Annotated in this window: 23 protein-coding genes; 15 read left to right on the top strand and 8 right to left on the bottom strand. The window is 70.8% G+C overall.

Features of this window, described 5'->3' with window-relative positions; all coding sequences use genetic code 11:
- Positions 1-13 precede the first annotated feature (13 nt).
- Together DX116_RS13435 and DX116_RS13430 are read left to right on the top strand one after the other, a co-directional pair.
- Positions 14-769, top strand: coding sequence for a DeoR/GlpR family DNA-binding transcription regulator (locus tag DX116_RS13435; RefSeq protein ID WP_119704759.1), 756 nt, complete (start codon positions 14-16; stop codon positions 767-769).
- A gap of 17 nt (positions 770-786) precedes the next feature.
- Complete coding sequence (locus DX116_RS13430; protein ID WP_233556763.1) at positions 787-1227, top strand: nucleoside deaminase; 441 nt, start codon at positions 787-789, stop codon at positions 1225-1227.
- Between the two features lie 3 nt (positions 1228-1230).
- Here DX116_RS13430 and DX116_RS13425 read toward each other — a convergent pair whose 3' ends face one another.
- Positions 1231-1560 (bottom strand): nuclear transport factor 2 family protein, encoded by a 330-nt coding sequence (locus tag DX116_RS13425; protein WP_119704758.1) that lies wholly within the window; start codon positions 1558-1560, stop codon positions 1231-1233.
- Positions 1561-1639: 79 nt separating this feature from the next.
- Here DX116_RS13425 and DX116_RS13420 point away from each other — a divergent pair, with 79 nt between their 5' ends.
- From DX116_RS13420 to DX116_RS13410, 3 genes are read left to right on the top strand one after another with little or no spacing between them, the layout of a single operon-like run.
- A complete protein-coding gene (locus DX116_RS13420) occupies positions 1640-2467 on the top strand; it encodes a MerR family transcriptional regulator (protein WP_119704757.1) in 828 nt (275 codons plus the stop codon).
- A gap of 34 nt (positions 2468-2501) precedes the next feature.
- Positions 2502-3029: a SigE family RNA polymerase sigma factor gene (locus DX116_RS13415; RefSeq protein WP_233556761.1), complete on the top strand. Its 528-nt coding sequence runs from the start codon at positions 2502-2504 to the stop codon at positions 3027-3029.
- The gene (locus DX116_RS13410) at positions 3022-4224 is read left to right on the top strand and encodes a hypothetical protein (RefSeq protein ID WP_119704755.1); all 1203 of its coding nucleotides are present in this window, start codon (positions 3022-3024) and stop codon (positions 4222-4224) included. Before DX116_RS13415 ends, DX116_RS13410 begins: the two co-directional genes overlap by 8 nt.
- A gap of 90 nt (positions 4225-4314) precedes the next feature.
- Here the strand turns inward: DX116_RS13410 and DX116_RS13405 are convergent, their stop codons facing one another.
- Positions 4315-4812, bottom strand: a complete 498-nt coding sequence (locus DX116_RS13405; protein ID WP_233556759.1) for an Lrp/AsnC family transcriptional regulator — start codon at positions 4810-4812, stop codon at positions 4315-4317.
- A gap of 121 nt (positions 4813-4933) precedes the next feature.
- Here DX116_RS13405 and hppD point away from each other — a divergent pair, with 121 nt between their 5' ends.
- From hppD to DX116_RS13385, 4 genes are read left to right on the top strand one after another with little or no spacing between them, the layout of a single operon-like run.
- Positions 4934-6133, top strand: coding sequence for a 4-hydroxyphenylpyruvate dioxygenase (gene hppD, locus DX116_RS13400; protein WP_119705633.1), 1200 nt, complete (start codon positions 4934-4936; stop codon positions 6131-6133).
- 2 nt (positions 6134-6135) lie between these two features.
- Positions 6136-7317, top strand: coding sequence for a homogentisate 1,2-dioxygenase (locus DX116_RS13395; RefSeq protein ID WP_119704753.1), 1182 nt, complete (start codon positions 6136-6138; stop codon positions 7315-7317).
- On the top strand, positions 7314-8450 hold the full coding sequence (locus DX116_RS13390; RefSeq protein ID WP_233556757.1) for a fumarylacetoacetate hydrolase family protein: 1137 nt from the start codon (positions 7314-7316) through the stop codon (positions 8448-8450). Before DX116_RS13395 ends, DX116_RS13390 begins: the two co-directional genes overlap by 4 nt.
- A gap of 13 nt (positions 8451-8463) precedes the next feature.
- A complete protein-coding gene (locus DX116_RS13385) occupies positions 8464-9339 on the top strand; it encodes a phenylalanine 4-monooxygenase (RefSeq protein ID WP_119704752.1) in 876 nt (291 codons plus the stop codon).
- Here the strand turns inward: DX116_RS13385 and DX116_RS13380 are convergent.
- A complete protein-coding gene (locus DX116_RS13380) occupies positions 9276-11699 on the bottom strand; it encodes an ATP-binding cassette domain-containing protein (RefSeq protein ID WP_119704751.1) in 2424 nt (807 codons plus the stop codon). The genes DX116_RS13385 and DX116_RS13380 overlap by 64 nt on opposite strands.
- Before the next feature lie 10 nt (positions 11700-11709).
- Complete coding sequence (locus DX116_RS13375; RefSeq protein ID WP_158591997.1) at positions 11710-12195, bottom strand: MarR family winged helix-turn-helix transcriptional regulator; 486 nt, start codon at positions 12193-12195, stop codon at positions 11710-11712.
- A gap of 77 nt (positions 12196-12272) precedes the next feature.
- Between DX116_RS13375 and DX116_RS13370 the strand changes: the two genes are divergently transcribed.
- Together DX116_RS13370 and DX116_RS13365 are read left to right on the top strand one after the other, a co-directional pair.
- Entirely contained in the window at positions 12273-14276 is a 2004-nt protein-coding gene (locus tag DX116_RS13370) for an MMPL family transporter (RefSeq protein WP_233556756.1), read from the top strand.
- Complete coding sequence (locus DX116_RS13365; RefSeq protein WP_119704748.1) at positions 14273-14491, top strand: hypothetical protein; 219 nt, start codon at positions 14273-14275, stop codon at positions 14489-14491. The genes DX116_RS13370 and DX116_RS13365 overlap by 4 nt, the downstream gene beginning before the upstream one ends.
- A 4-nt stretch (positions 14492-14495) precedes the next feature.
- Here DX116_RS13365 and DX116_RS13360 read toward each other — a convergent pair whose 3' ends face one another.
- Positions 14496-15077 carry a flavin reductase family protein gene (locus tag DX116_RS13360; protein ID WP_119705631.1) on the bottom strand — a complete coding sequence of 194 codons (582 nt, stop codon included), beginning with the start codon at positions 15075-15077 and terminating at the stop codon, positions 14496-14498.
- Positions 15074-15484 (bottom strand): DoxX family protein, encoded by a 411-nt coding sequence (locus tag DX116_RS13355; protein WP_119704747.1) that lies wholly within the window; start codon positions 15482-15484, stop codon positions 15074-15076. Before DX116_RS13355 ends, DX116_RS13360 begins: the two co-directional genes overlap by 4 nt.
- 137 nt (positions 15485-15621) lie before the next feature.
- On the opposite strand from DX116_RS13355, the gene DX116_RS13350 reads away from it, so the two are divergent.
- Complete coding sequence (locus tag DX116_RS13350) at positions 15622-17115, top strand: MFS transporter (RefSeq protein ID WP_119704746.1); 1494 nt, start codon at positions 15622-15624, stop codon at positions 17113-17115.
- 7 nt (positions 17116-17122) lie between these two features.
- On the opposite strand, the gene DX116_RS13345 is transcribed toward DX116_RS13350, so the two are convergent.
- Positions 17123-17875 carry an endonuclease/exonuclease/phosphatase family protein gene (locus DX116_RS13345; protein WP_119704745.1) on the bottom strand — a complete coding sequence of 251 codons (753 nt, stop codon included), beginning with the start codon at positions 17873-17875 and terminating at the stop codon, positions 17123-17125.
- A gap of 37 nt (positions 17876-17912) precedes the next feature.
- On the opposite strand from DX116_RS13345, the gene DX116_RS13340 reads away from it, so the two are divergent.
- Genes DX116_RS13340 through DX116_RS13330 form a run of 3 tightly spaced genes read left to right on the top strand, consistent with a single transcriptional unit; the run spans position 17913 to position 19998 of the window.
- Positions 17913-18632, top strand: a complete 720-nt coding sequence (locus DX116_RS13340; protein ID WP_119704744.1) for a CPBP family intramembrane glutamic endopeptidase — start codon at positions 17913-17915, stop codon at positions 18630-18632.
- A 17-nt stretch (positions 18633-18649) separates the two neighbouring features.
- The gene (locus tag DX116_RS13335; RefSeq protein WP_119704743.1) at positions 18650-19501 is read left to right on the top strand and encodes a phosphatase PAP2 family protein; all 852 of its coding nucleotides are present in this window, start codon (positions 18650-18652) and stop codon (positions 19499-19501) included.
- Positions 19405-19998 (top strand): hypothetical protein, encoded by a 594-nt coding sequence (locus tag DX116_RS13330; RefSeq protein WP_119704742.1) that lies wholly within the window; start codon positions 19405-19407, stop codon positions 19996-19998. Before DX116_RS13335 ends, DX116_RS13330 begins: the two co-directional genes overlap by 97 nt.
- Here the strand turns inward: DX116_RS13330 and DX116_RS13325 are convergent.
- A complete protein-coding gene (locus DX116_RS13325) occupies positions 19949-21229 on the bottom strand; it encodes a glycoside hydrolase family 16 protein (protein WP_147393666.1) in 1281 nt (426 codons plus the stop codon). The genes DX116_RS13330 and DX116_RS13325 overlap by 50 nt on opposite strands.
- Positions 21230-21294: the final 65 nt, after the last annotated feature.

The following is a 21294-nucleotide window of genomic DNA, read 5'->3' as shown; positions in this document are numbered from 1 at the left end:
ATTGGATGATCACGTGCAGCGATCACTTCGACACAAAGCGATCATCCACGCGGTCGGCGGACGACGTGAGGTGCTGGTGGCCGACCTCGTCGGGCTGACCGGCGCGTCGGCGGTGACGATCCGGCGCGACCTCGCCGAGCTGGAGTCGCACGGTGCCCTCAGCCGCACCCACGGCGGCGCGCGGCAGGCCTTCAAGCGCGGCAGCCCGCTGCCGTTCTCGTCGCGTCTCGACGACGACCAGGAGATCAAGACGGCGCTCGCCGAGGTGGCTGCCGGGCTGGTCGACGACCACGAGTCGGTCATCGTCGACAACGGCACGACCTGCCTGGAGGTCGCGCGGTGCCTGGCGGGCCGTCCGATCACCGCGCTGGCTTTGTCGCTGCACGCGGCCGCGGCGCTGGCGTCCCGTCCCGGCCCGTACGTCACCGTGCCGGGAGGTCCGGTCGAGACCGACAGCCTGGCGATGACCGCGTCCGGCATCGAGGCGGTGCGCGACATGCGGGTCGACGTCGCAGTACTCGGCGCCTGCTCCGCGTCGGCCACGCACGGCCTGACGTCCACCACTTTCGAGGATGCAGCCCTCAAGCGCGCCGTCATCAAGGCGTCGAGCCGCACGGTGCTGGTGGCCGGTGCCGCGAAGCTGAGTCGCTCGTCGACCTTCCGGTTCGGCAGGCCCGAGGACCTCACGCACCTCGTCACCACCCGCGACGCACCGGACGACCTGCTGTCGTTGTTCGCCGACCTCGGGGTCAGCATCCACCTCTGCTGACACCTAGGGTTGGGCGCATGGATCCCGAGCGCATGAACGACGAGACACTCCTGCGCCGCGTCATCGAGCTGGCCGCCGCGGCCCGCCTCCAGGGGGAGGCGCCGTTCGCGTCGCTGCTGGCGAGACCCGACGGCTCCGTGATCGCAGAAGACCACAACACCGCGCAGTCGACCGGCGACGAGACGGCCCACCCCGAGCTGAAGCTCGCGATGTGGGCGGCGCGCGAGCTCAACGCCGACGAGGCGTCCGAGGTCACGATGTTCACGAGCTGCCAGCCCTGCGCGATGTGCACCGGCGTGATCGACCGCGTCGGGCTGCGACGCGTCGTGTTCGCCCTCTCGAGCGAGCAGCTGGACGCGATCGCCCCGCAACCCGTCCGCCAGGCAGTGCCGCTCGACGGGCCCTACCTGCACGACGAGATCCGCGAGGCGATCGGCGACCACTACTCGGCGTCGTGAGCGTCAGCCGATCGACAGCTCGGTGATCAGGTCGTCGACGAGCGTGAACCGGTAGCTCAGGTCGGCGACGCCTCCCGGGAAGTCGCCCTCCAGCCGGATCGCGACGACCCAGTGCTCGTCGTCGACCTGCTCGACACCGCGCTCCTCGCTCGTGTAGGTGTACTCGCTGCCCGCCTCGCGCAGGAAGCGGTCCACGTCGTCCGTGCCGCGGAAGGTCTCGCCCTGGTCGGTGACCACGGCCGTGGGGGAGAAGGTCCGCAGAGCGGTCTCGTGGTCGTCCGCCGTGTGGGCGTCGAGGTAGGTGCGGATGGTGGGATGAAGTGATGTCGTCATGCTCCCCAGCGTGGGTGGTCGCCGAGCGAGAGGGTCAAGGCGTGGACTCTCCCCCCGAGGGAGGGTGGAGACTGTTTCCGTGCTGGCGATCGGTGAGTTCTCGCGCTTCACCCACCTGAGCGTGCGGACGTTGCGCCGCTACCACGACGCCGGGCTGCTGGTGCCCGCCGAGGTCGACACCGCCACCGGCTACCGCTACTACAGCGCCGAGCAGATCCCGACCGCGCAGGTCATCCACCGGCTGCGCGAGCTCGACGTCCCGCTCGCGGACGTCCGCGAGATCGTCGGCTCGGCCGATCCCGACGACCGCGCGTCCCTCGTGGCCGACCACCTCGGACGGCTGGAGGCCGAGCTCGACCGCACCCGGGCCGCCGTGGCGTCGTTGCGCAGGCTGCTGGCCCCCGAGCCCGCGAGCCTGGACGTCGAGCTGCGCGTCGTGCCCGCCATGACCGTCGCGGCCGTCGAGGACGACGTCGCGCTCGACGACGTCCTCGGCTGGTACGCCGGCGCGATGGCCGAGCTCGACGCCGTGGTCGCCGAGCCCGTCGGCGCTCCCGGCGGCCTGTACGACAACGCGCTGTTCGAGGACGGCCGCGGGCACCTGCTGGTGTACCGCCAGGCAACCGAGCCACCCCACGTCGGGCGCGTGCGTCCCGCCACGCTGCCGGCCGTCGAGCTGGCGGTCGCGGTGCACCGAGGCGCCCACGACGACATCGAGGTGACGTACGGCGAGCTCGGCACGTGGGTCGTCGACAACGCGCTGGCGGTGGCCGGGCCGGTGCGGGAGGTCTATCTGGTGGGGCCCCGGGACACCGCCGATGCGAGTGCCTGGCGCACCGAGATCGGCTGGCCGGTCTTCCGCGTCGGATCACCCGACCCAACCGATCGGACGTCCCACCCCGTCTAGGTGGTGTCAGTGTCGTTCGAACCAGGGAGCCAGCGTGCGTCAGACCAGCGAGGCGGACTTCAGCGAGTTCGCCCGATCCGCGTGGCCGCGCCTGTACCGCACGGCCGTGGTGATCGTGGGCGACCGGCAGCTGGCCGAGGACCTCGTGCAGTCGGCGCTGGTCAAGAGCTACGTCGCGTGGCCGAGGCTGCGTGAGGCCGACAAGGCGTATGCCTACACGCGGCGGGCGATGGTCAACGTCGCACACGACTGGTTCCGCAAGCACGGGTGGGCCAAGGAGAGCGCGACCGACCTCACGGCCGACTACGGCGGCCGGGCCGATTCGACCGACGACCATGCGTCCGCATCGGTCGAGCACCTCGCGCTGAACGACGTCCTGCGGTCGCTGCCGCTCGGTCAGCGGTCGGCCGTCGCGCTGAGGTTCCTCGACGACCTGTCGGTGCAAGAGACCGCCGACATCCTCAACATCACGTCCGGCACGGTCAAGAGCCAGACGTCCGCCGCTCTCGCGGCACTCCGCTCGCACGCCCACCTCGTCCCCGAAGGAAGCCACCATGACTGATCAGCTGCTCGAGAAGATCCGTGACCACGCCGGCGCCGAGCCGGTGCCGGAGATCGACCTGGACGGCATCATCCGTCGCGGTCGCCGCGTGCGCCGTCGTCGCACGGTGGCGCGGCGAGGCATCGTGACGCTCGCCGTCGGCGCCATCGCCGGCGCGGTGGTCGTCACGGGCATCGACCACGGCGGGCCGACCCGCCTCGACGCCAGCACGACCATCTCCGCGGGGGACGTCGACCTCGTGTCGGCGGCCTACCGCGCCGGTGGTGCGTTCTCGCGCGGCGACACGTTGTGGTTCAGCGATCCCACCTACTCCGTCGACCTCGGCGTGACGGTGCAGATGATGTTGTACACGTCGCAAGGGGTCGTCGCGGGAGTGACGAACAGCGACGACGGAACGGCCAGGCGCGACTACGTCTACGTCGGCACCGACGGATCGGTGCGCCCGCTCGACCTGCCGGGCAAGGTCGTGCCGGGCACCGATGCGCAGGCCGATCGTCTCGTCTACCTGACCAAGGAGGGCCCGGGCTGGCGCATCCACGTGGTCGAGGCGTCCACGGGACGCGAGGTCGCATCCGTCACGTATGCCGCTCGCTACACCTGGGCGGGTTGGGACGTCCCGCCGATCGGTCTGACCGGCGACTTCGTCGTGCTCGGCGTCGACGGCGACCAGCAGGTCGTCAACTGGCGCACCGGTGAGAGAGTCGCCGACGTCCCCGGCACGCAGCTGCCGGCCGTGGGCGGCGGACGCGCGCTCGGCGGTCCGCTGAGCGACAAGACCTATCAGCTGGGGGACTCCAAGAAGCTGCGGTCGACGACCGACCTGGCGGTGCGGATGGAGGGCAGCTCGGAGCCGTACGCGCGCAACTCGTTGTCGCCCGATGGTCGGTTCGTCGAGACCACCAACACCTTCGTCGGTCTCGACAAGCCCGGGGGTCCGGTGACGGGTGTCAGCGACGGGGTGACGGGAGAGACGGTTGCCGACCCCGTCGTCCACGTGACTGACGTCGCGACGGGCCGGCGCATCACCCTGCCGGGGCACGCCCTCACCTACGGCTGGACGCCCGACGGACGCCTCATGCGCGTCGACGGCACGAAGGTGACGACGTGCGACGCATCAACGGGGGAGTGCACGTCGACCTCGGTTCCCGCAGGCAGGGGAGCCATCCGGATGGCCGGCCGCTACCTGGGTTCGTGAGGGGCGTCGGAGGCGAGCTCGCGGTCGCAGCCACGAGGATCCGCTCGATCCTCGGCACGGCGGTGTGCTCGTCCGGTGACGTCTCTTCTCTCAAGCACCCTGCTTGAACGTCGGCGACCTCGTGGGGCCGTCCGACGCGCCCTTGCGCAGCATCGGCAGGATGCGCGGGGGCACCAGCTCCGACAGCACGATGACGCTCGTCGACCGAGCCACCGAGCCCGACCGGCTGATGTGCAGCAGCGTGTCCTTGAGGTCCTCGTGCGAGGTCGCCGCGATCTTGCACACGACGTCGGCGCTGCCGCTCGTGATGTAGGCCTCCAGCACGTTGGGCAGCGAGTCGAGCTCGACCGTCACGGCGTCCAGCGCGCCCTGCACGATCTCGAGCGTCACGAAGGCCAGCACAGGGTTGCCCGCTGCCACGAGGTCGACGTCCGGGCCGTAGCCCGTGATGACGCCACTGCTCTCCAGCTTCGCGAGTCGCGACTGCACCGTCGCCCGTGCGACCTTCGTGAGCCGTGACAGCTCGAGGTCGCCGACGCGCGGGTTGGCCTTCATCGTCTCGACGAGAGCGACATCGAGCTGGTCCATCATGTCTCCGTCCAGTCAGTCTGCCTAGTTCGGCTGCTCCATGATGCGCTGGATCGTCATGTTTGACCACCTCTGGACGTGCCGGTTGCTCATCGGTGCTCGACCGAGTGTGCTGGGTCACATGACGATCGATCTCACTGACTCCGAACGCCTCGCCGAGCTCGACCTCGACCAGCTCAAGCAGCTCGTCGGGCTGGTCGAGCACGATCCCGCCACCGACCCCTTCCCGGTCACGGGCTGGGACGCCGTCGTGTGGGCCGTCGGCAACGCCACGCAGTCGGCGCACTTCTACATGTCGGCCTTCGGCATGGACCTCGTCGCCTACTCCGGCCCCGAGACCGGCAACCGCGACCACCACGCCTTCGTGCTCGAGAGCGGTGCCGTCCGCTTCGTGCTGAAGGGGGGCGTCGACCCCGACAGCCCCGTGCTCGACCACCACCGTGCGCACGGCGACGGCATCACCGACATCGCCCTCGAGGTGCCGGACGTGGACACGTGCATCGACCACGCCCGCGCGCAGGGCGCGACGATCCTCGAGGAGCCGCACGACGTCACCGACGAGCACGGCACCGTCCGGGTCGCCGCGATCGCCGCCTACGGCGACACCCGCCACACCCTGGTCGACCGCAGCGGCTACACCGGTCCGTACCTGCCGGGCTACGTCGCGCGGACGTCCTCGCTCGTGCGCCCGGCCGACGCCCCCAAGCGCATCTTCCAGGCCCTCGACCACGTCGTCGGCAACGTCGAGATGGGCCACATGGACGAGTGGGTCGACTTCTACAACCGCATCATGGGCTTCACCAACATGGCCGAGTTCGTCGGCGACGACATCGCGACCGAGTACTCGGCGCTCATGAGCAAGGTGGTGGCCAGCGGCAACCACCGGGTCAAGTTCCCGCTCAACGAGCCCGCGGTCGGCAAGAAGAAGTCGCAGATCGACGAGTACCTCGAGTTCTACCGCGGCCCCGGCGCGCAGCACCTGGCGCTCGCCACGGGCGACATCCTCGACACCGTCGACCGCCTGCGCGCCGCCGGCATCGAGTTCCTCAACACGCCCGACTCGTACTACACCGACCCGGCACTGCGCGAGCGCATCGGCGAGGTGCGGGTGCCGATCGAGCAGCTGCAGCAGCGCGGCATCCTGGTCGACCGCGACGAGGACGGCTACCTGCTGCAGATCTTCACCAAGCCGATCGGCGACCGTCCGACCGTCTTCTTCGAGATCATCGAGCGGCACGGATCGCTGGGCTTCGGCAAGGGCAACTTCCAGGCGCTGTTCGAGGCCATCGAGCGCGAGCAGGCCCTGCGCGGGAACTTCTGACCATGCCGCACTACCGGCACGCCGGCAGCATCCCGCCCAAGCGTCACACCCAGCACCGGGCGCCCGACGGTGCGCTCTACCGTGAAGAGCTGATGGGGGAGGAGGGCTTCAGCTCGGACTCCTCGCTGCTCTACCACCGTGGTGTGCCGTCGGCGATCGTGGACGCCCGTCCGTGGGCGCTTCCCGACCTGTCGACGACGCCCAACGAACCCCTGCTGGCGCGGCACCTGAAGCTGCACGACCTGTTTGAGTCAGGTGAGGGAGTCGACGTCGTGACCGGACGGCGGCTGGTGCTGGCCAACGCAGACGTGCGCATCTCGTACGTCGTCGCGGCCGAGACGTCGCCGCTCTACCGCAACGCCACCGGCGACGAGTGCGTCTTCATCGAGGCGGGCATGGGCGTGCTCGAGACGGTGTTCGGGCACCTGCGGTTCGGCCCGGGCGACTACCTGGTCGTGCCGCGGGCGACGACGCACCGGTGGGTGCCGGACGGTCCAGTGCGGGCGTACTGCATCGAGGCCAACAGCCACATCGCGCCGCCCAAGCGGTACCTGTCGCGGTTCGGCCAGCTGCTCGAGCACGCGCCCTACTGCGAGCGCGACCTGCGCGGGCCGTCCGAGCCCGAGATGCGCGACGAGACCGACGTCGAGGTGCTCATCAAGCACCGCGGGTCCGGGCCTCTCGGCCTGACGGGCTCGGTGCACGTCGTGCCCCAGCACCCCTTCGACGTCATCGGCTGGGACGGCTGCCTGTACCCGTACGCCTTCAACGTCGCCGACTTCGAGCCGATCACGGGTCGCGTGCACCAGCCGCCGCCCGTGCACCAGGTGTTCGAGGGCAGCAACTTCGTCATCTGCAACTTCGTGCCGCGCAAGGTCGACTACCACCCGCTCGCGATCCCCGTGCCCTACTACCACTCCAACGTCGACTCCGACGAGGTCATGTTCTACGTCGCCGGCGACTACGAGGCCCGCAAGGGATCGGGCATCGGCAGAGGCTCCGTCTCGCTGCACCCCGGCGGCCACTCCCACGGGCCGCAGCCGTCCGCGATCGAGGCCAGTCTCGGCGCCGAGTCGTTCGACGAGCTCGCCGTCATGGTCGACACGTTCCGCCCGCTCGAGCTCGGCGAGGGCGGCCGCGCTTGCGACGACGGCGTCTACGCCTGGTCGTGGAGCAAGGGGTGAGCACCGACTTCGGGCACACCACGCTGCCGTACTGCTCCTTCGTCGGCACAGGCGAGAAGCGTCCGAAGGTCGGGGTGGGGGTGGGCACGGACGTCCTCGACCTCACGGCCGCGGCCGCGCGGGTGGTGCCCGAGCGCGCCGCCCTGTTCGCCGACGGGACGCTCGACGCCCTGCTCGGCGCGGGCCGCGCGGCGTGGGGCGAGGTGCGCGACGCGTTGCTCGCCTGGGTCACCGGGCCCGCCGCCGCGCGGTACCTCGTGCCGGCGTCCGACGTCGAGCTCGTGCTGCCGTTCACCGTGGCCGACTACGTCGACTTCTACGCGTCCGAGCACCACGCCACCAACGTCGGACGCATCTTCCGTCCGGACGGCGAGGCGCTGTCGCCGGCGTGGAAGCACCTGCCCATCGGCTACCACGGGCGGGCGGGGACGGTCGTGGTCTCGGGCACGCCCGTCCGTCGTCCGTCAGGTCAGCGCCGTGCCGGCGAGGGCGTCTCGTTCGGGCCCACCGCGAAGCTCGACGTCGAGGCCGAGATCGGCTTCGTGGTGGGCACGCCGTCCGTGCTCGGCCAGCCGGTGTCGGTCGAGGACGTCGAGCAGCACGTGTTCGGGCTGTGCGTCGTCAACGACTGGTCGGCCCGCGACGTCCAGGCCTTCGAGTACGTGCCGCTCGGCCCGTTCCTCGGCAAGTCGTTCGCGACGTCGGTGTCGCCGTGGATCGTGACGTTGGCGGCGCTCGACGAAGCCCGCACCGATCCGCCCACGCAGCACCCCCGACCGATGGACTACCTCCAGGCCGACGCCCCGTGGACGCTCGACCTCGAGCTGACGATCCGCATCGGCGACACCGTGGTCTCGCGGCCACCCTTCGCCACCACGTACTGGACGCCGGCACAGATGCTGGCGCACCTGACGATCAACGGCGCCTCGCTGCGCACGGGGGACCTCTTCGCGTCCGGCACCGTCAGCGGTCCGGACGCCGACCAGGTCGGCTCGCTGCTCGAGCTGCACCACGACACCACCTACCTCGACGACGGCGACACGGTCACGATCTCCGCGACGGCCCGCCTGGCCGACGGCCGGCAGATCGAGCTGGGCGACGTCGTCGGCACCGTCCACCCCGCCACCGCCTGAACCAGGAGCGCGCATGTTCGAAGAAGGTCAGTACTTCGCACCCGTCGTCGCCAAGACCGACGGCAGCCTCACGGTCGAGCTCGGCGAGGGGCATCCCGGTCTGCACGACCCGGAGTACCGCCAGCGGCGAGACGTCATCGCGACGACCGCCGACCGGTGGACGCCGGGGGAGCCGGCGCCTGCCGTCGCCTACACCGACGACGAGCACGAGGTGTGGCGCGTGGTGTGCGACGACCTGCGCGGCAAGCACCGGACGTACGCCTGCCGCGAGTTCCTCGACGGCAAGGAGGCGTTGGGGCTGCCGGCCGACCGCGTGCCACAGCTCGAGGAGCTGTCCGACTGGATCGAGCCGCTCACCGGCTTCCGCTACCGTCCGGCAGCGGGCCTCGTGCCCCTGCGCGAGTTCTACGGCGCACTCGCCGACCACGGATTCTGGGCGACCCAGTACGTGCGCCACCACTCGGTGCCGCTCTACACACCCGAGCCCGACGTGCTGCACGAGGTCGTCGGCCACGGCAACACGCTGGCCGACCGACGCTTCACCGAGCTGTACGAGGCGGCGGGAGCGGCGTCACGACGCGTCGAGAGCGCCGAGGCGCTGGAGTTCGTCAGCCGCGTCTTCTGGTTCACGCTCGAGTTCGGGGTGGTGCACGAGGCGGACGGGCTCAAGGCGTACGGAGCGGGCATCCTGTCGAGCCCGGGCGAGATCGAGGAGTTCCGGTCGATGACGATCCTGCCGCTCGACATCGCCGCGATGGGCACGCAGGACTACGACATCACCCACTACCAGGAGGTGCTGTTCGCGGCCCGCTCGTTCGCGGAGGTTCAGGACGTCGTCGGCGACTTCTGGTCGACGTGCGACGACGACTCGATCGCGCGCCTGAGGTAGGGCGCGGTCACGCTGTCGGCGTGGTCGAGCAGGTCGGCGGGCGTCGCCGCGGCGACGATCGTGCCGCCCTGGTCGCCACCGGCGGGGCCCATCTCGATGACCCAGTCGGCGGCCGCGATGACCTGCATGTCGTGCTCGACGGCCACGACGGTGTCGCCGGCGTCGACGAGCCGGCCCAGCACGCGCACGAGGTCGCGGACGTTGACGGGGTGCAGGCCGCCGGTGGGCTCGTCGAGCATCACGACGCTGTTCTCGCGCCGGGGCCGCTGCAGCTCGGTGGCCAGCTTGATGCGCTGGGCCTCGCCGCCCGACAGCTCGGTCGCCGGCTGACCGAGGGTCAGGTAGCCCAGGCCGACGTCGAGCAGCGTGGTCAGCGACCGGTGGATGGCGGGGACGTCGGCGAAGAAGTCGGCCGCCTCCTGGGCCGTCATCGCCAGCACCTGGCCGATGTCGCGGCCCTGGTAGGTCACCTCGAGCGTCTCGGGGTTGTAGCGCGAGCCGTGGCACGTGGGGCACGACGAGTAGCTGGTCGGCAGGAACACCAGCTCGATCGCGATGAATCCCTCGCCGTCGCACGTGGGGCACCGACCTTCAGCGACGTTGAACGAGAACCGGCCCGCCGTCCAGCCGCGCTCCTTGGCCTCGGGGGTGGCGGCGAAGAGCCGGCGGACGCCGTCGAACAGGCCCGTGTAGGTGGCCAGGTTCGATCGCGGCGACCGGCCGATCGGACGCTGGTCGATCACCGTGATGCGTCGCTGCTCGTCGGCCGCCTCGAGCCGTTCGGTCAGCGCGGTCAGCAGGGACGACTTGCCGGAGCCCGAGACGCCCGTGATCGCCGTCATGACGCCGAGCGGCAGGCGGATGCTGACGTCGTCCACGTTGTGGCGCGTCAGGTGGTCCATGGCCATCCACTCGGCCGGCTCGCGAGCCGTCAGTGCAGGCCTCTCGGTGCGGTCGAACATGAACTCGGCCGTGGCGGACTCGGCGACGTCGGCCAGCCCGTCGGGCGGGCCGCTGTAGACGATGCGGCCACCGAGCACGCCGGCGCTGGGCCCGACGTCGACGACCCAGTCGGCCTGGCGCGCGATCGACAGGTCGTGCTCGACGACGAACAACGAGTTGCCGCCGGCGACGAGCTGGCGCAGGGCGTCGTAGAGCGCCTCGGAGTCGGCAGGGTGCAGCCCGGCCGACGGCTCGTCGAGCACGTACAGGACGCCGAACAGCCCCGAGCGCAGCTGACCGGCCAGGCGCACGCGCTGCAGCTCACCGGGGGAGAGTGCCGTGCTCGACCGGTCCATCGACAGGTAGCCGAGCCCCAGGCCGATGATCGCCTCGACACGCTCGCCGAAGTCCTTGACGAGCGAGCGTGCCGCCTTGGAGGCAGCAGCACCGTGCCGGTCGGTGCCCAGGGCCTGCTGCGCGAGCCCCTCGTCGAGCAGCGCGCAGACCGACGACAGCGGCATCGCGGCCAGCTCGGCGATGTCGACGCCGGCGAACGTCACGGCCAGCGCCGCAGGACGCAGGCGCTTGCCGTGGCAGGTGGGGCACGGGCCCTCGGCCCGGAAGGCCTCGAGCTTCTCGCGCTGCGAGTCCGACTGCGTCTTGGCGAGGTTGCGCATCAAGAACTTCTCGGCCGACGACCAGTGGCCGTGGTACTGGCTCGCCTCGCCCTGCTTGTTGCCCTGCAGGAGCATCCGCGGCTCCTCGTCGGTGAACAGCAGCCAGTCGCGGTCCTTCTGGGGCAGCGTGTGCCACGGGGCGTGGATGTCGATGCCCAGCTTGGTGACCATGCGACGCACGTTGAGCCCGACCCAGGCGCGGTTGGCCCAGACGCCGATCGCGCCCTCGTCGATCGACAGGGTCGGGTCGGGCACCAGCAGCTCTTCGGTGGTCGACCGCGAGACGCCGCTGCCGCCGCACGTCGGGCAGGCGCCGACGGCGGTGTTGGGGGAGAACGCGGACGCCGGCAGGTGCTCGGCCCCGTCCGGATACGTGCCGGCCCGGCTGTAGAGCAGGCGCAGGACGTCCGACAGCGAGCTCAACGTGCCGAGCGACGACCGCGCGCTCGTCGCACCGCGGGCCTGCTGCAGCGCGACGGCCGGCGGCATCCCGTCGATCGAGTCGACGTCGGGAGCGCCGACCTGCGAGAGAAGCCGGCGGGCGTACGGCGCGACCGACTCGAAGTACCGCTTCTGCGACTCGGCGAACACGGTGCCGAACGCCAGCGACGACTTGCCCGACCCCGAGACGCCGGTGAACACGACGAAGCTGTCGCGGGGGAGGTCGACGTCGACGTCGAGGAGGTTGTGCTCTCGGGCGCCGCGCACGCGGATGAAGCCGGACGGCTCGGATGACTGCATTAGGACGACGTTAGTCGCCCGGAGCGCTCCCCGCCTCCTCGCTGGCCGCGCGGGCCGCGGCATTGATGCGCTCCATCAGGGCGGCCATCGCTGCGAGCTCGTCGTCGCTGTGCTCGTCGAGGACGCCGCGCATGTGCCGGGCGAGCAGGCCGAACATCGACGAGCCGACCGCGAGGGCCTGCTCGGTGATCTCGACCGTGACCGACCGCCGGTCGGTCTCGACCCGCTCGCGCCGCACGTGGCCCGCGCGCTCGAGACGGTCGATCATCGCGCTGGTGGCCGACGGGCTGAGGTTGAGCCCCTCGGCGATGTCCTTCGGCGTGGCTCCGCCGCGGTCCATCACGAGCCCGATCGCCGACAGGTCGGTGCGGTGCATCGCGTGCACGTGGCTCATCCGCAGGATGTAACGCTCGATCTCGAGGTTGAACAGGCGCAGCTCGCGGACCAGGTCGTTCGCCCCGGTCGAGCCCATGTCGCGTCGAGTGGCATCCGTCATGATCGCATCGTACTGTTTCACTCGTGGAATCATTCGATGATGGAACTAAATGGCGACGGCCGGCTCGTCGAGCGTCGGTGCTGACCGTGCTCGCGTTCGTGCTGCTGACGGGTCTGGTCTTCGCGCTGGCACCCGAGGCGCGCGAGGCCGACCAGGCGACGAGCGGCCTGCCCGACTCGGCCGAGTCGACGACGGTCTCGGCGATCCAGCGAACCCTGCCATCGAGCGGGGTCTCACCGGCGATCGTCGTGGTCAGCCGCGACGGACAGGTGCTGGGGGAGGGCGGTCGAGCTGCCGTCACCGACCTCGCAGGACGGCTGGGCCGGTTCGGCGTCGGTGGGGCCGACCTGACGCCGACGTTCTCGGACGACGGCGAGGTCGGTCTGGTCGCCGTGCCGCTGAAGGCGTCGACGGGCTCGGCGAAGGTCGAGGCCATCCGCGACGCCGTCGCGTCGCTGCCCGGCGGACTGGCGGCCGAGGTCACGGGCGGTCCGGCCTTCCAGGCGGACATCGAGAACGCCTTCGCCGGAGCCGACGTGCGCCTGCTGGTGGCGACCGCGCTGATCGTCGCGGTGCTGCTGCTCGTCACCTACCGCAGCCCGTGGCTGTGGCTCGTGCCGCTGGTCGTCGTCGCGGTCGGGGACCGCGTCGCCTCGCTCGCCGTGGCCGCCGCGACGCAGCTGTTCGGCTACGAGGTCGACGGATCGACGACCGGCATCACCTCGGTGCTGGTGTTCGGCGCCGGCACCAACTACGCGCTCCTGCTGATCGCGCGCTATCGCGAGGAGCTGCGCCGCCACGACGACCGGTTCGCCGCGATGCGCGCCGCCTGGCGCCAGGCGGCCCCCGCCATCCTGGCCAGCTCGGGCACCGTGACGCTGGCCCTGTTGACGCTGTCGTTCGCCGACGCGCCCAGCAACCGCGCGCTGGGCTGGTCGGCCGCGATCGGCATCGTGGTCGCCGTCCTGTTCGGGCTGGTCGCGCTGCCCGCCGCGATGGTGCTGTTCGGGCGTGGCCTGTTCTGGCCCTTCGTCCCCCGGGTCGGTCAGGACGATCCGGCTCGCACCGGCGTCTGGTCGAGGGTCGGTCACGCCGTCGTCCGTCGCCCGCGGACGTTCGTCGCCGGGTCGGTGGCTCTGCTCCTGCTGCTGTCGCTGGGCGCGGCCGGCCTGCAGGTCGGCCTCACGCAGAACGAGCGCTTCCGCGTGACGCCCGAGTCGGTCGTGGGGCAGGAGAGGCTGGCCGAGGCGTTCCCGGCGGGCTTCGCCGAGCCGACCGTCGTCCTCGCCCGTCCGGGCGCCGTGGCGGACGTCGCCCGGCGCGCGTCGAGCGTCGACGGTGTCTCGTCCGTGCGTCCCGGTGCCGCGTCGGACACGTGGGCCTCGCTCCAGGTCGTGCTCGACAGCGACCGTGGCTCGGACCGGTCGGCCGACACGGTCGAGCGGCTGCGCTCGTCCCTCGGCGACGAGGCACTGGTCGGAGGGCCCGATGCCCAGGACATCGACGCAGCGTCGGCGGCCTCGCACGACCGGCTGCTCATCATCCCGCTCGTGCTCGTGATCGTCATGATCGTCCTGCTGGTGCTGCTGCGGTCGGTCGTCGCGTCCGTGGTGCTCGCGCTGACGGTCGTGGCGACGTACGTGACCGCCGTGGGAGCGGGATGGTTCGTGTTCACGCACCTGTTCGACTTCCCGGCGCTCGACCTGCCGGTGCCCCTGTTCGCCTTCATCTTCCTGGTCGCACTGGGCGTCGACTACAACATCTTCCTGACGACCCGCGCTCGAGAGGAGGGCGCGACCCAGCCCGTGGCGGGGGCCATGACCAGCGCGCTGGCGGTGACGGGTGGCGTCATCACCAGCGCGGGCATCGTGCTCGCGGCCGTGTTCGCGGTGCTGGGGGTGCTGCCGGTCGTGGCCTTGACCCAGATCGGCGTCATCGTCGGCATCGGTGTGCTGCTCGACACGCTGGTGGTCCGCAGCCTGCTGGTGCCGGCCCTCGCGACGATGCTGGGCGAGCGCTTCTGGTGGCCGAGCCACCCGCGGCGATTGGACGGCGACGCGGAGGGTACGACGCGGCCATGAGTGACTACGAGAGCGAACAGATCGAGGCCATCCAGAACGTCGTCGACCGCGTGTCGGCCTACCAGGACGGTGCGACCGAGGTCGTCGTCGTCGAAGAGCTCCGCAAGGGCTTCGACGAGGTGGCGGTCGAGGTGCAGCCCGACGACGTCACGAAGATCGCGGAGGCGATCGAGTCCGAGGACGGCGACGTCTCGGTGCAGCAGCTGCTGGGCTAGCCAGCTAGTTGGGCCGGTCGACCGCCCTGACCGCCGGCGGCAGACCCCACTCGTCGATGCCGAGTCGCGACACGGTCTGCAGCTTGGCGAAGTCGGGGTGGTCGCCGTCCATGGCCTCCTCGACGACCGTCACGGCCACGACGTCCCCGAGCACCAGCACCGAGTCGCCCAGCTCGATCGTGGAGTGCAGCGTGCACTCCAGCGACGCGGGCGAGCTGACCACCCGCGGCGGGGCCACGCGCTCGCTGGGCTCCATCTCGATGCCCAGCGCCTCGGCCTCGTCGTGGTGCGGCTCGAAGGTCGCGCTCGTCGCGTTGACGAGGTCCATGTCGGGCAGCGTCGCGAGGTTCACGACGAACTCCCCGGTGGCCAGGACGTTGGTCAGCGTGTCCTTCTGGCGCACCGAGGTCCACGACACGATCGGCGGGTTGGCGCACGCGACGCTGAAGAACGAGTGCGGGGCGAGGTTGCCGATGCCGTCGGCCGAGAGCGTCGATATCCAGGCGATCGGGCGCGGCACCACGAGTGAGTTCAGCAGGGCATAGGCCCCGGCGTCGGGCCGGTCGGTGTGGATCACGCGTCTCATGCGTCCATCCTCGCCCGTCGCGGTCGCTGCCGCCACGCGTCGGTCGACCACAGCGCCCACGCCACCAGCGCGGGCTGGAACGGCAGCCGCAGCCACCGCGCAAGATCGGTGTCGAGCCCGAACGCGTCGGTGTGCGTCACGAGCTGGTTGACGTTGCCCGGGAGCACCGCCACGAAGAAGGCCGCCACGACCCAGCCGACCAGCACCCGTCGACGCGTCAGGGCGATCAGCGCCAGGCCCAGCGCTATCTCGACGACCCCGGACGCCACCACCGCGAGGTCGACGTCGATCGGCAGCCACTCGGGCACCTGGGCACGGAAGGTCGTACGGGCCCAGAAGAGATGGCTGAGGCCGGCGAGCACGAGGAAGGCGCCGAGGAGACGACGGGCGATGGTGCGGGCGGTCATGTGGCGAGTGTGACAGTCGCCACGGAACAGTCGTCGGAACTGTTTTTGTCGGTCCGGAATAGCAGGATGACGGACGGTGCTGACCTCGTCGGCGCCGATCGGCCGTCACCCCACCCTTTTCCTCGTGAGGACCCCCCATGTCCACTGCTCCTGCTCCCGACCCGAAGCGCTGGCTCGCGCTCGGCGTCATCGCGGTCGCCCAGCTGATGATCGTGCTCGACGCGTCGATCGTGAACATCGCGCTGCCATCGGCGCAACGCGATCTCAACATCAGCGACGCCGACCGCCAGTGGGTCGTCACGGCCTACACCCTGGCGTTCGGCGGGCTCCTGCTGCTCGGCGGTCGCATCGCCGACTTCGTCGGTCGCAAGCGCGTGTTCGTCATCGGCCTGATCGGCTTCGCCGCCGCCTCCGCCCTCGGCGGCATCGCGTCGACCGCCGGGCTGCTCTACGCGGCCCGCGGGCTGCAGGGTGCCTTCGCGGCGCTGCTCGCGCCCGCGGCGCTGTCCCTGATCTCGGTGACCTTCACCGAGACCAAGGAGCGAGCCACGGCCTTCGGCGTGTTCGGCGCCATCTCGGGCGGTGGGGCCGCGATCGGCCTGCTGCTCGGCGGCGTGCTCACCGAGTACGCCTCGTGGCGCTGGTGCCTCGGGGTCAACGTGCCCATCGCCCTGCTCGCCGCCTGGGCCGCCACCCGCGTGGTCCGCGAGAGCAAGGCCGAGGGCGACACCAAGTACGACATCCCCGGCGCCGTCCTGGTCACCCTGGGCCTGGTCTCGCTCGTCTACGGCTTCACCGAGGCCGCGAAGGAGAAGAACCCCGGCAAGAGCACCGAGGTGCTGGGCTGGACCGACAGCAGCACCCTGACCTTCCTCGGCGTCGCGGTCGTCCTGCTCGTGGCCTTCGTGCTGTGGGAGCGCCGCACGGCCCACCCGCTGCTGCCGCTGCGCGTCGCGCTCGACCGCAACCGCGGTGGCTCCTACCTGGTGTTCCTGTTCATCGGGGCCGGGCTGTTCGCGATGTTCCTGTTCCTGACGTTCTACTTCCAGGCCACGCTCGGCTACACCCCGCTGCGCTCGGGCTTCGCCTTCCTGCCGTTCAGCCTGGGCATCATCGGCGGCGCGGGCGTCATCTCGCAGCTGCTGCCCAAGCTCGGGCCCAAGCCGCTGATGGTGCCCGGGTTGGTCAGCGCCGCAGCCGGCATGCTCCTGCTCACGCAGATCACGGCCGAGACGTCCTACTGGACGCACGTCCTGCCCTCGCTGGTGCTCATGAGCGTCGGCATGGCCGCGGTGTTCATCCCGGCGTCCAGCACGGCCCTGGTCGGCGTCGGATCGCACGACGCCGGCGTGGCCAGCGCGCTGCTCAACACCTCGCAGCAGGTCGGGGGCTCGCTCGGCACGGCCCTGCTCAACACCCTCTACGCCGGTGCCGTCACGAGCTACCTGGCCGACAACATGAGCAAGGGTGCCGACCAGCGCAAGGTCGCCGCCGACGCGCTGCTCAGTGGCTATCACACGGCCTTCTTCTGGGGCGCCGTCATGCTGGTGCTGGCCCTGATCACCGCCATCACGCTGATCAACGCCAAGAAGGACGACATCCCGGCCGAGGGTGCGGTGGGCGTCGCCTGATCCGCATCTAGCCGATGCGCACGGTGCAGACCAGACCCAGGTGGTCCGAGCTCTCGGGCTCGGACACCTGGACCCGGCCGTCCAGGGCGGTCACCCGAGGGCCCAGGTAGATCGCGTCGAGGTGCCGCCCGGTCCGTGGATTCGGGCGGCCGAGCGCATGGTGCACGTCGTGGTCGACGTTCTCGACCTCGACGGCCGCGCGCCAGTCGACGTAGCCGGCCGCCTGCAGGATGCCGCGCGGGGTGTCGGGCCGCACCGCGATGTTGTTGATGTCGCCGGCCAGCACGTCCACCCCGTGCTCGTGGCACAGCTCGGCCAACCGGGTGCCCTGCACCTGCCGCGAGGTGGCCGCCAGCTCGGCCGTCGTGCCCACCGACGACGACAGGTGGGTCGTGGCGCCCGTCCACTCCACCCCGCTGGCCAGGTGCTGGTAGCGGACGATCGTGGCGTACCGCTGCTGACGGGTCGCCGTTCCCAAGGCGATCTCGTGCGACTCGACGACGCGGTGGACGCGCGGATCGCTGTACGCGTCGTTGTGCCCGCGCGAGCGGACCACGTCCCAGCCCGGCAGGATCGCGGCGAGGCTGCGGCGCTCGGGCGGACGATTGACCTCGACCAGGAAGTAGACGCTCGCGTCCATCCCACCCGGCCCGGTCATCTCGCGCTCGAGCATCGCGGCACGGCCAGGCCAGCGGTTGCGCAGGGGCGTCCAGTTGGAGCCGAGGACGTTCTTGAGCCCCAGCCGGAAGGTGGCCGTCATCGGGCGAGGGTATCGGAGACCTTGTAGCGTCGAGGTGATGTCTCTCCTCCGCACCCTCGTCGACAAGGTCCCGCGCGACCACCTGCAGTCCGATGCGGCGTTCCACCGCCGCAGACGGGTCGTGGCGGGCGTCAGCCTCGCCGGCGCGGCCCTGCTCGGCAAGTCGTTGTCGACCGAACCCGACTCCCGCGAGTTCTACGGCCTGACCCTGGGCGTGGCCGCCACCTGGACGGCGGGCGCGTTCGCTTCCGGTCCGCTGCACCTCGGCTGGGAGCAGACCCACGACGCCGGTCTGCGCAGGCCCGTCGTGACCCCCGTGGTGCTGGGTGTCGGTGCCTTCGGCGCCTTCTACGGAGCCGCCCTGGTGGCTCGGCGCATCCCGGTGCTCGACCGTGCGCTCACCCACATCCTGGCCTTCGCCGACCAGGGGTCGGCACCGCTCGTGACCCTGACGACGTTCGCCAACGGTGCGGCCGAGGAGGTGTTCTTCCGGGGCGCGCTCTACGCCGCGGTGGGCACCGAGAACCCGGTGGCCAAGTCCACGGCCGTCTACGCGCTGGCGACCACGGCGACCCGCAACCCTGCCCTGGTGCTGGCGGGCAGCGTCATGGGCACGCTGTTCGCGCTGCAGCGTCGTGCCTCCGGCGGCATCCAGGCCCCGCTGCTGACCCACCTGACGTGGTCGGGCCTGATGCTGCGATACATGCCGCCGCTGTTCCGACGCGCCGGCGAGGACGAGGTGCAAACGCCGGCCTGATCGACCACACTGTCCTGGTGCCGTGGCCGTCGTGGGAGCAAGCAGCCATCGCGGCGCTCCTCAGCGTCATCGGATGGCTCGCCGTCGGACGACTGCCGCGGTCGCGGGTCGGCGACGCCCTGCTGCCGGCCTTTCGCGAGTTCGCCCTCGTCGCGGGGCTCTACGCCGTCTGGCGGCTGGCGCGCATGCTGCCCATCACGCACGAGTCCGGCGCGATCGACCGCGCCCGCGACATCGACCGCCTGCAGCACGCCCTGCACCTGCCGACCGAGATCTCGGTGCAGCACCTGGTGATCGCGCACGACTGGCTCGCCCGCTTCGTCAACGGGTACTACGCGATCGTGCACGTCCCGGCGCTCATCGCCTTCATGGTCTGGGCCTTCGTGCGGCACCGCGACCTCTACCCGCACTGGCGCAACGGCCTGGTGGCCGTCACGGCGGGCTGCCTGGTCATCCGTTTCATCCGGGTCGCTCCGCCGCGGTTCGTCGACGAGCTCGGCTTCGTGGACCTGTCGACCCGGTACGGCCTCGGCGTCTACGGAGACGTCGGCACGGGCGTGTCCGACCAGTTCGCGGCCATGCCGTCGATCCACGTCGGGTGGGCGGCCGTCGTGGCGCTCGGGACGTTCGCGATGACCCGCAGCCGCGTGCGCTGGATCGTCCTGATGCACCTGCCCGTCACGGTGTTCGTGGTGGCGGCGACGGGCCACCACTGGTGGCTCGACGGCGTCGTCGCGCTGCTGCTTCTCGTGGGCGGGCTTAGGCTCGACGGATGGAGACGACGCGCACGAGCACGCGCACCGCGATCGCAGTCCTCGCACCTCCCGTCGTCATCGGACTCGTCGGCCTCACCCATCCCGCGCACCTGACGCAGGACGCGTCCGCATGGTGGCGCGACCTGCACATCGTGCTGCTTCCGCTCTTCCCGTTGCTGGCCGTGGGACCGTGGCTCGTCGCTCGCTCGATCGAGCCCGTGTACGGGCGCATCACGCTGGTGCTGGCGTACGTGTACGCCTGCTTCTACTCGGCGCTCGACGTCCTCGCCGGGATCGCGGCAGGCGCCCTGAAGTACGACCGCGAGGGTGGCCTCGCCACGGTGTTCGGCTACGCGAGCGACCTGGGTCAGATCGGCTCGATCGCCTACATCGGGGCCACCGCGGCCGCCGCCGGATGCCTGTTGCGCGTCGCGGGAGCGTGGGTGCTGCCAGGTGCCGCGCTCGCGCTGCTGGGTGCCTACGGCTTCATGGAGAACCACGTGTACCCGCCGTGGGGCGTGCTGTCGATGCTCGCGATCGCTGTGGGGTGGGCGTTGATGCTCACCGCAGCAGGTCGCGGCCCTGGTGCACGCGCACCCAGTCGATCTTGAAGTCGAACTCCGGACGGGTGTGGGCCGGGTCGGCCCAGCCCCAGTACTTCGAGCCGACCTGCATGTTGAGCCGCAGGTGGAAGGTGTCGGCGAACGTCGGCCCGCGGAAGTACGGCAGCGTCTTCGGGTCGTCGAACAGCACGGTGGCGACCGTCCGACCGTCGTAGGTGTAGCGCAGGCACGTGGGCGACCAGTTGACGCCGTAGGTGTGCCAGCCCTGCCAGATCTTGTCGCTGCCGACGTTCGCGCGGCCCTGGGTCTTGAGCTTCACCGGCTCGTTGGTCGAGCCCTGCGCGGTGTCGGCCCAGCTGTTCCACTCGTACGAGCTGGAGGGGTCGAACGAGCGGATGGTCGGCGCTCCGTACGACTCCATCGGGTCGATCTCGCCCGGCTGGTGGTCCGCGCGCAGCCAGAACGCCGGCCAGATGCCGCGCGACATCGTGTCGGCGCTCGGGACCCAGGCACGCACCTCGAAGTTGCCGTAGCGCTGGCTGAAGCGGCCGATCGTGTCGATGTAGCCGGTCGAGTAGTCGCGCACCATGTTCTCGGTGCCGTACAGGGCGTTGGGGTTGTTGCGCCACTGGTCCTGCGGCAGGCGCCGGCCCGTGATGGCGAGGTGCCCGTCGTGCACCGAGACGGCGTCCTTCGTGATCCACGCCTTGTCGTGGTTGAGGAAGGTGTTGTCGCGGACGCGCCAGCGGGTGGCTGCGAGCGTCGAGCCGTCGAACTCGTCGGCGAAGGTCTCCACGCCCTGTGCCGGGTCGGTGTAGTCGATCGCCTCGCAGGCGACGCTCGTGACGGGGGTCGTGATCGGATCCGTCACGGGTGGGGGAGCAGGCGGTGCGGGAGCAGCCGGTGGGAGGCGCACCAGCCTGCGCGCAGAGACCCGGGTCGCTCGAGCCGTCAGCTGCACGCGGCTGCCCGCATGCTGGGTGCGCAGCGACACGCGCAGGCGGCGCCAGCTCCGTGACGAGGCCTTGACGGTCTTGGTCCGCGTCGCCACCACGCGTCCGTGGTTGCGCTCCACGATGCGCAAGGTCATGCGCCGTCCGGGGTGGCTCGACCGAAGCCGCGCGGACGCCGTGACGAGCGTCCCGGCCTGCTCGACGGTCGCCGACAGCTCGGAGCGTGTCGACCTCGTGCCGGCCTCGGCCGGCGCGATCAGGGCGGCGGCGGTCGTCGCGACGACGATCGCGCCCACGGCGGCGGCCCGGCGTCTGCTTCTGCCCATACGACAGACGGTAGGCGGTCGGCCGCCTGCGCGCGAGGCAAACGTCCGAATCTGTCAAGACCTTG

Source organism: Aeromicrobium endophyticum, assembly GCF_003586285.1.
GTDB classification, from domain to species: Bacteria; Actinomycetota; Actinomycetes; order Propionibacteriales; family Nocardioidaceae; genus Aeromicrobium; species Aeromicrobium endophyticum.
The sequence above is the reverse complement of the archived record's forward strand: the minus strand, read 5'-3'. Positions and strand labels throughout refer to the sequence as shown.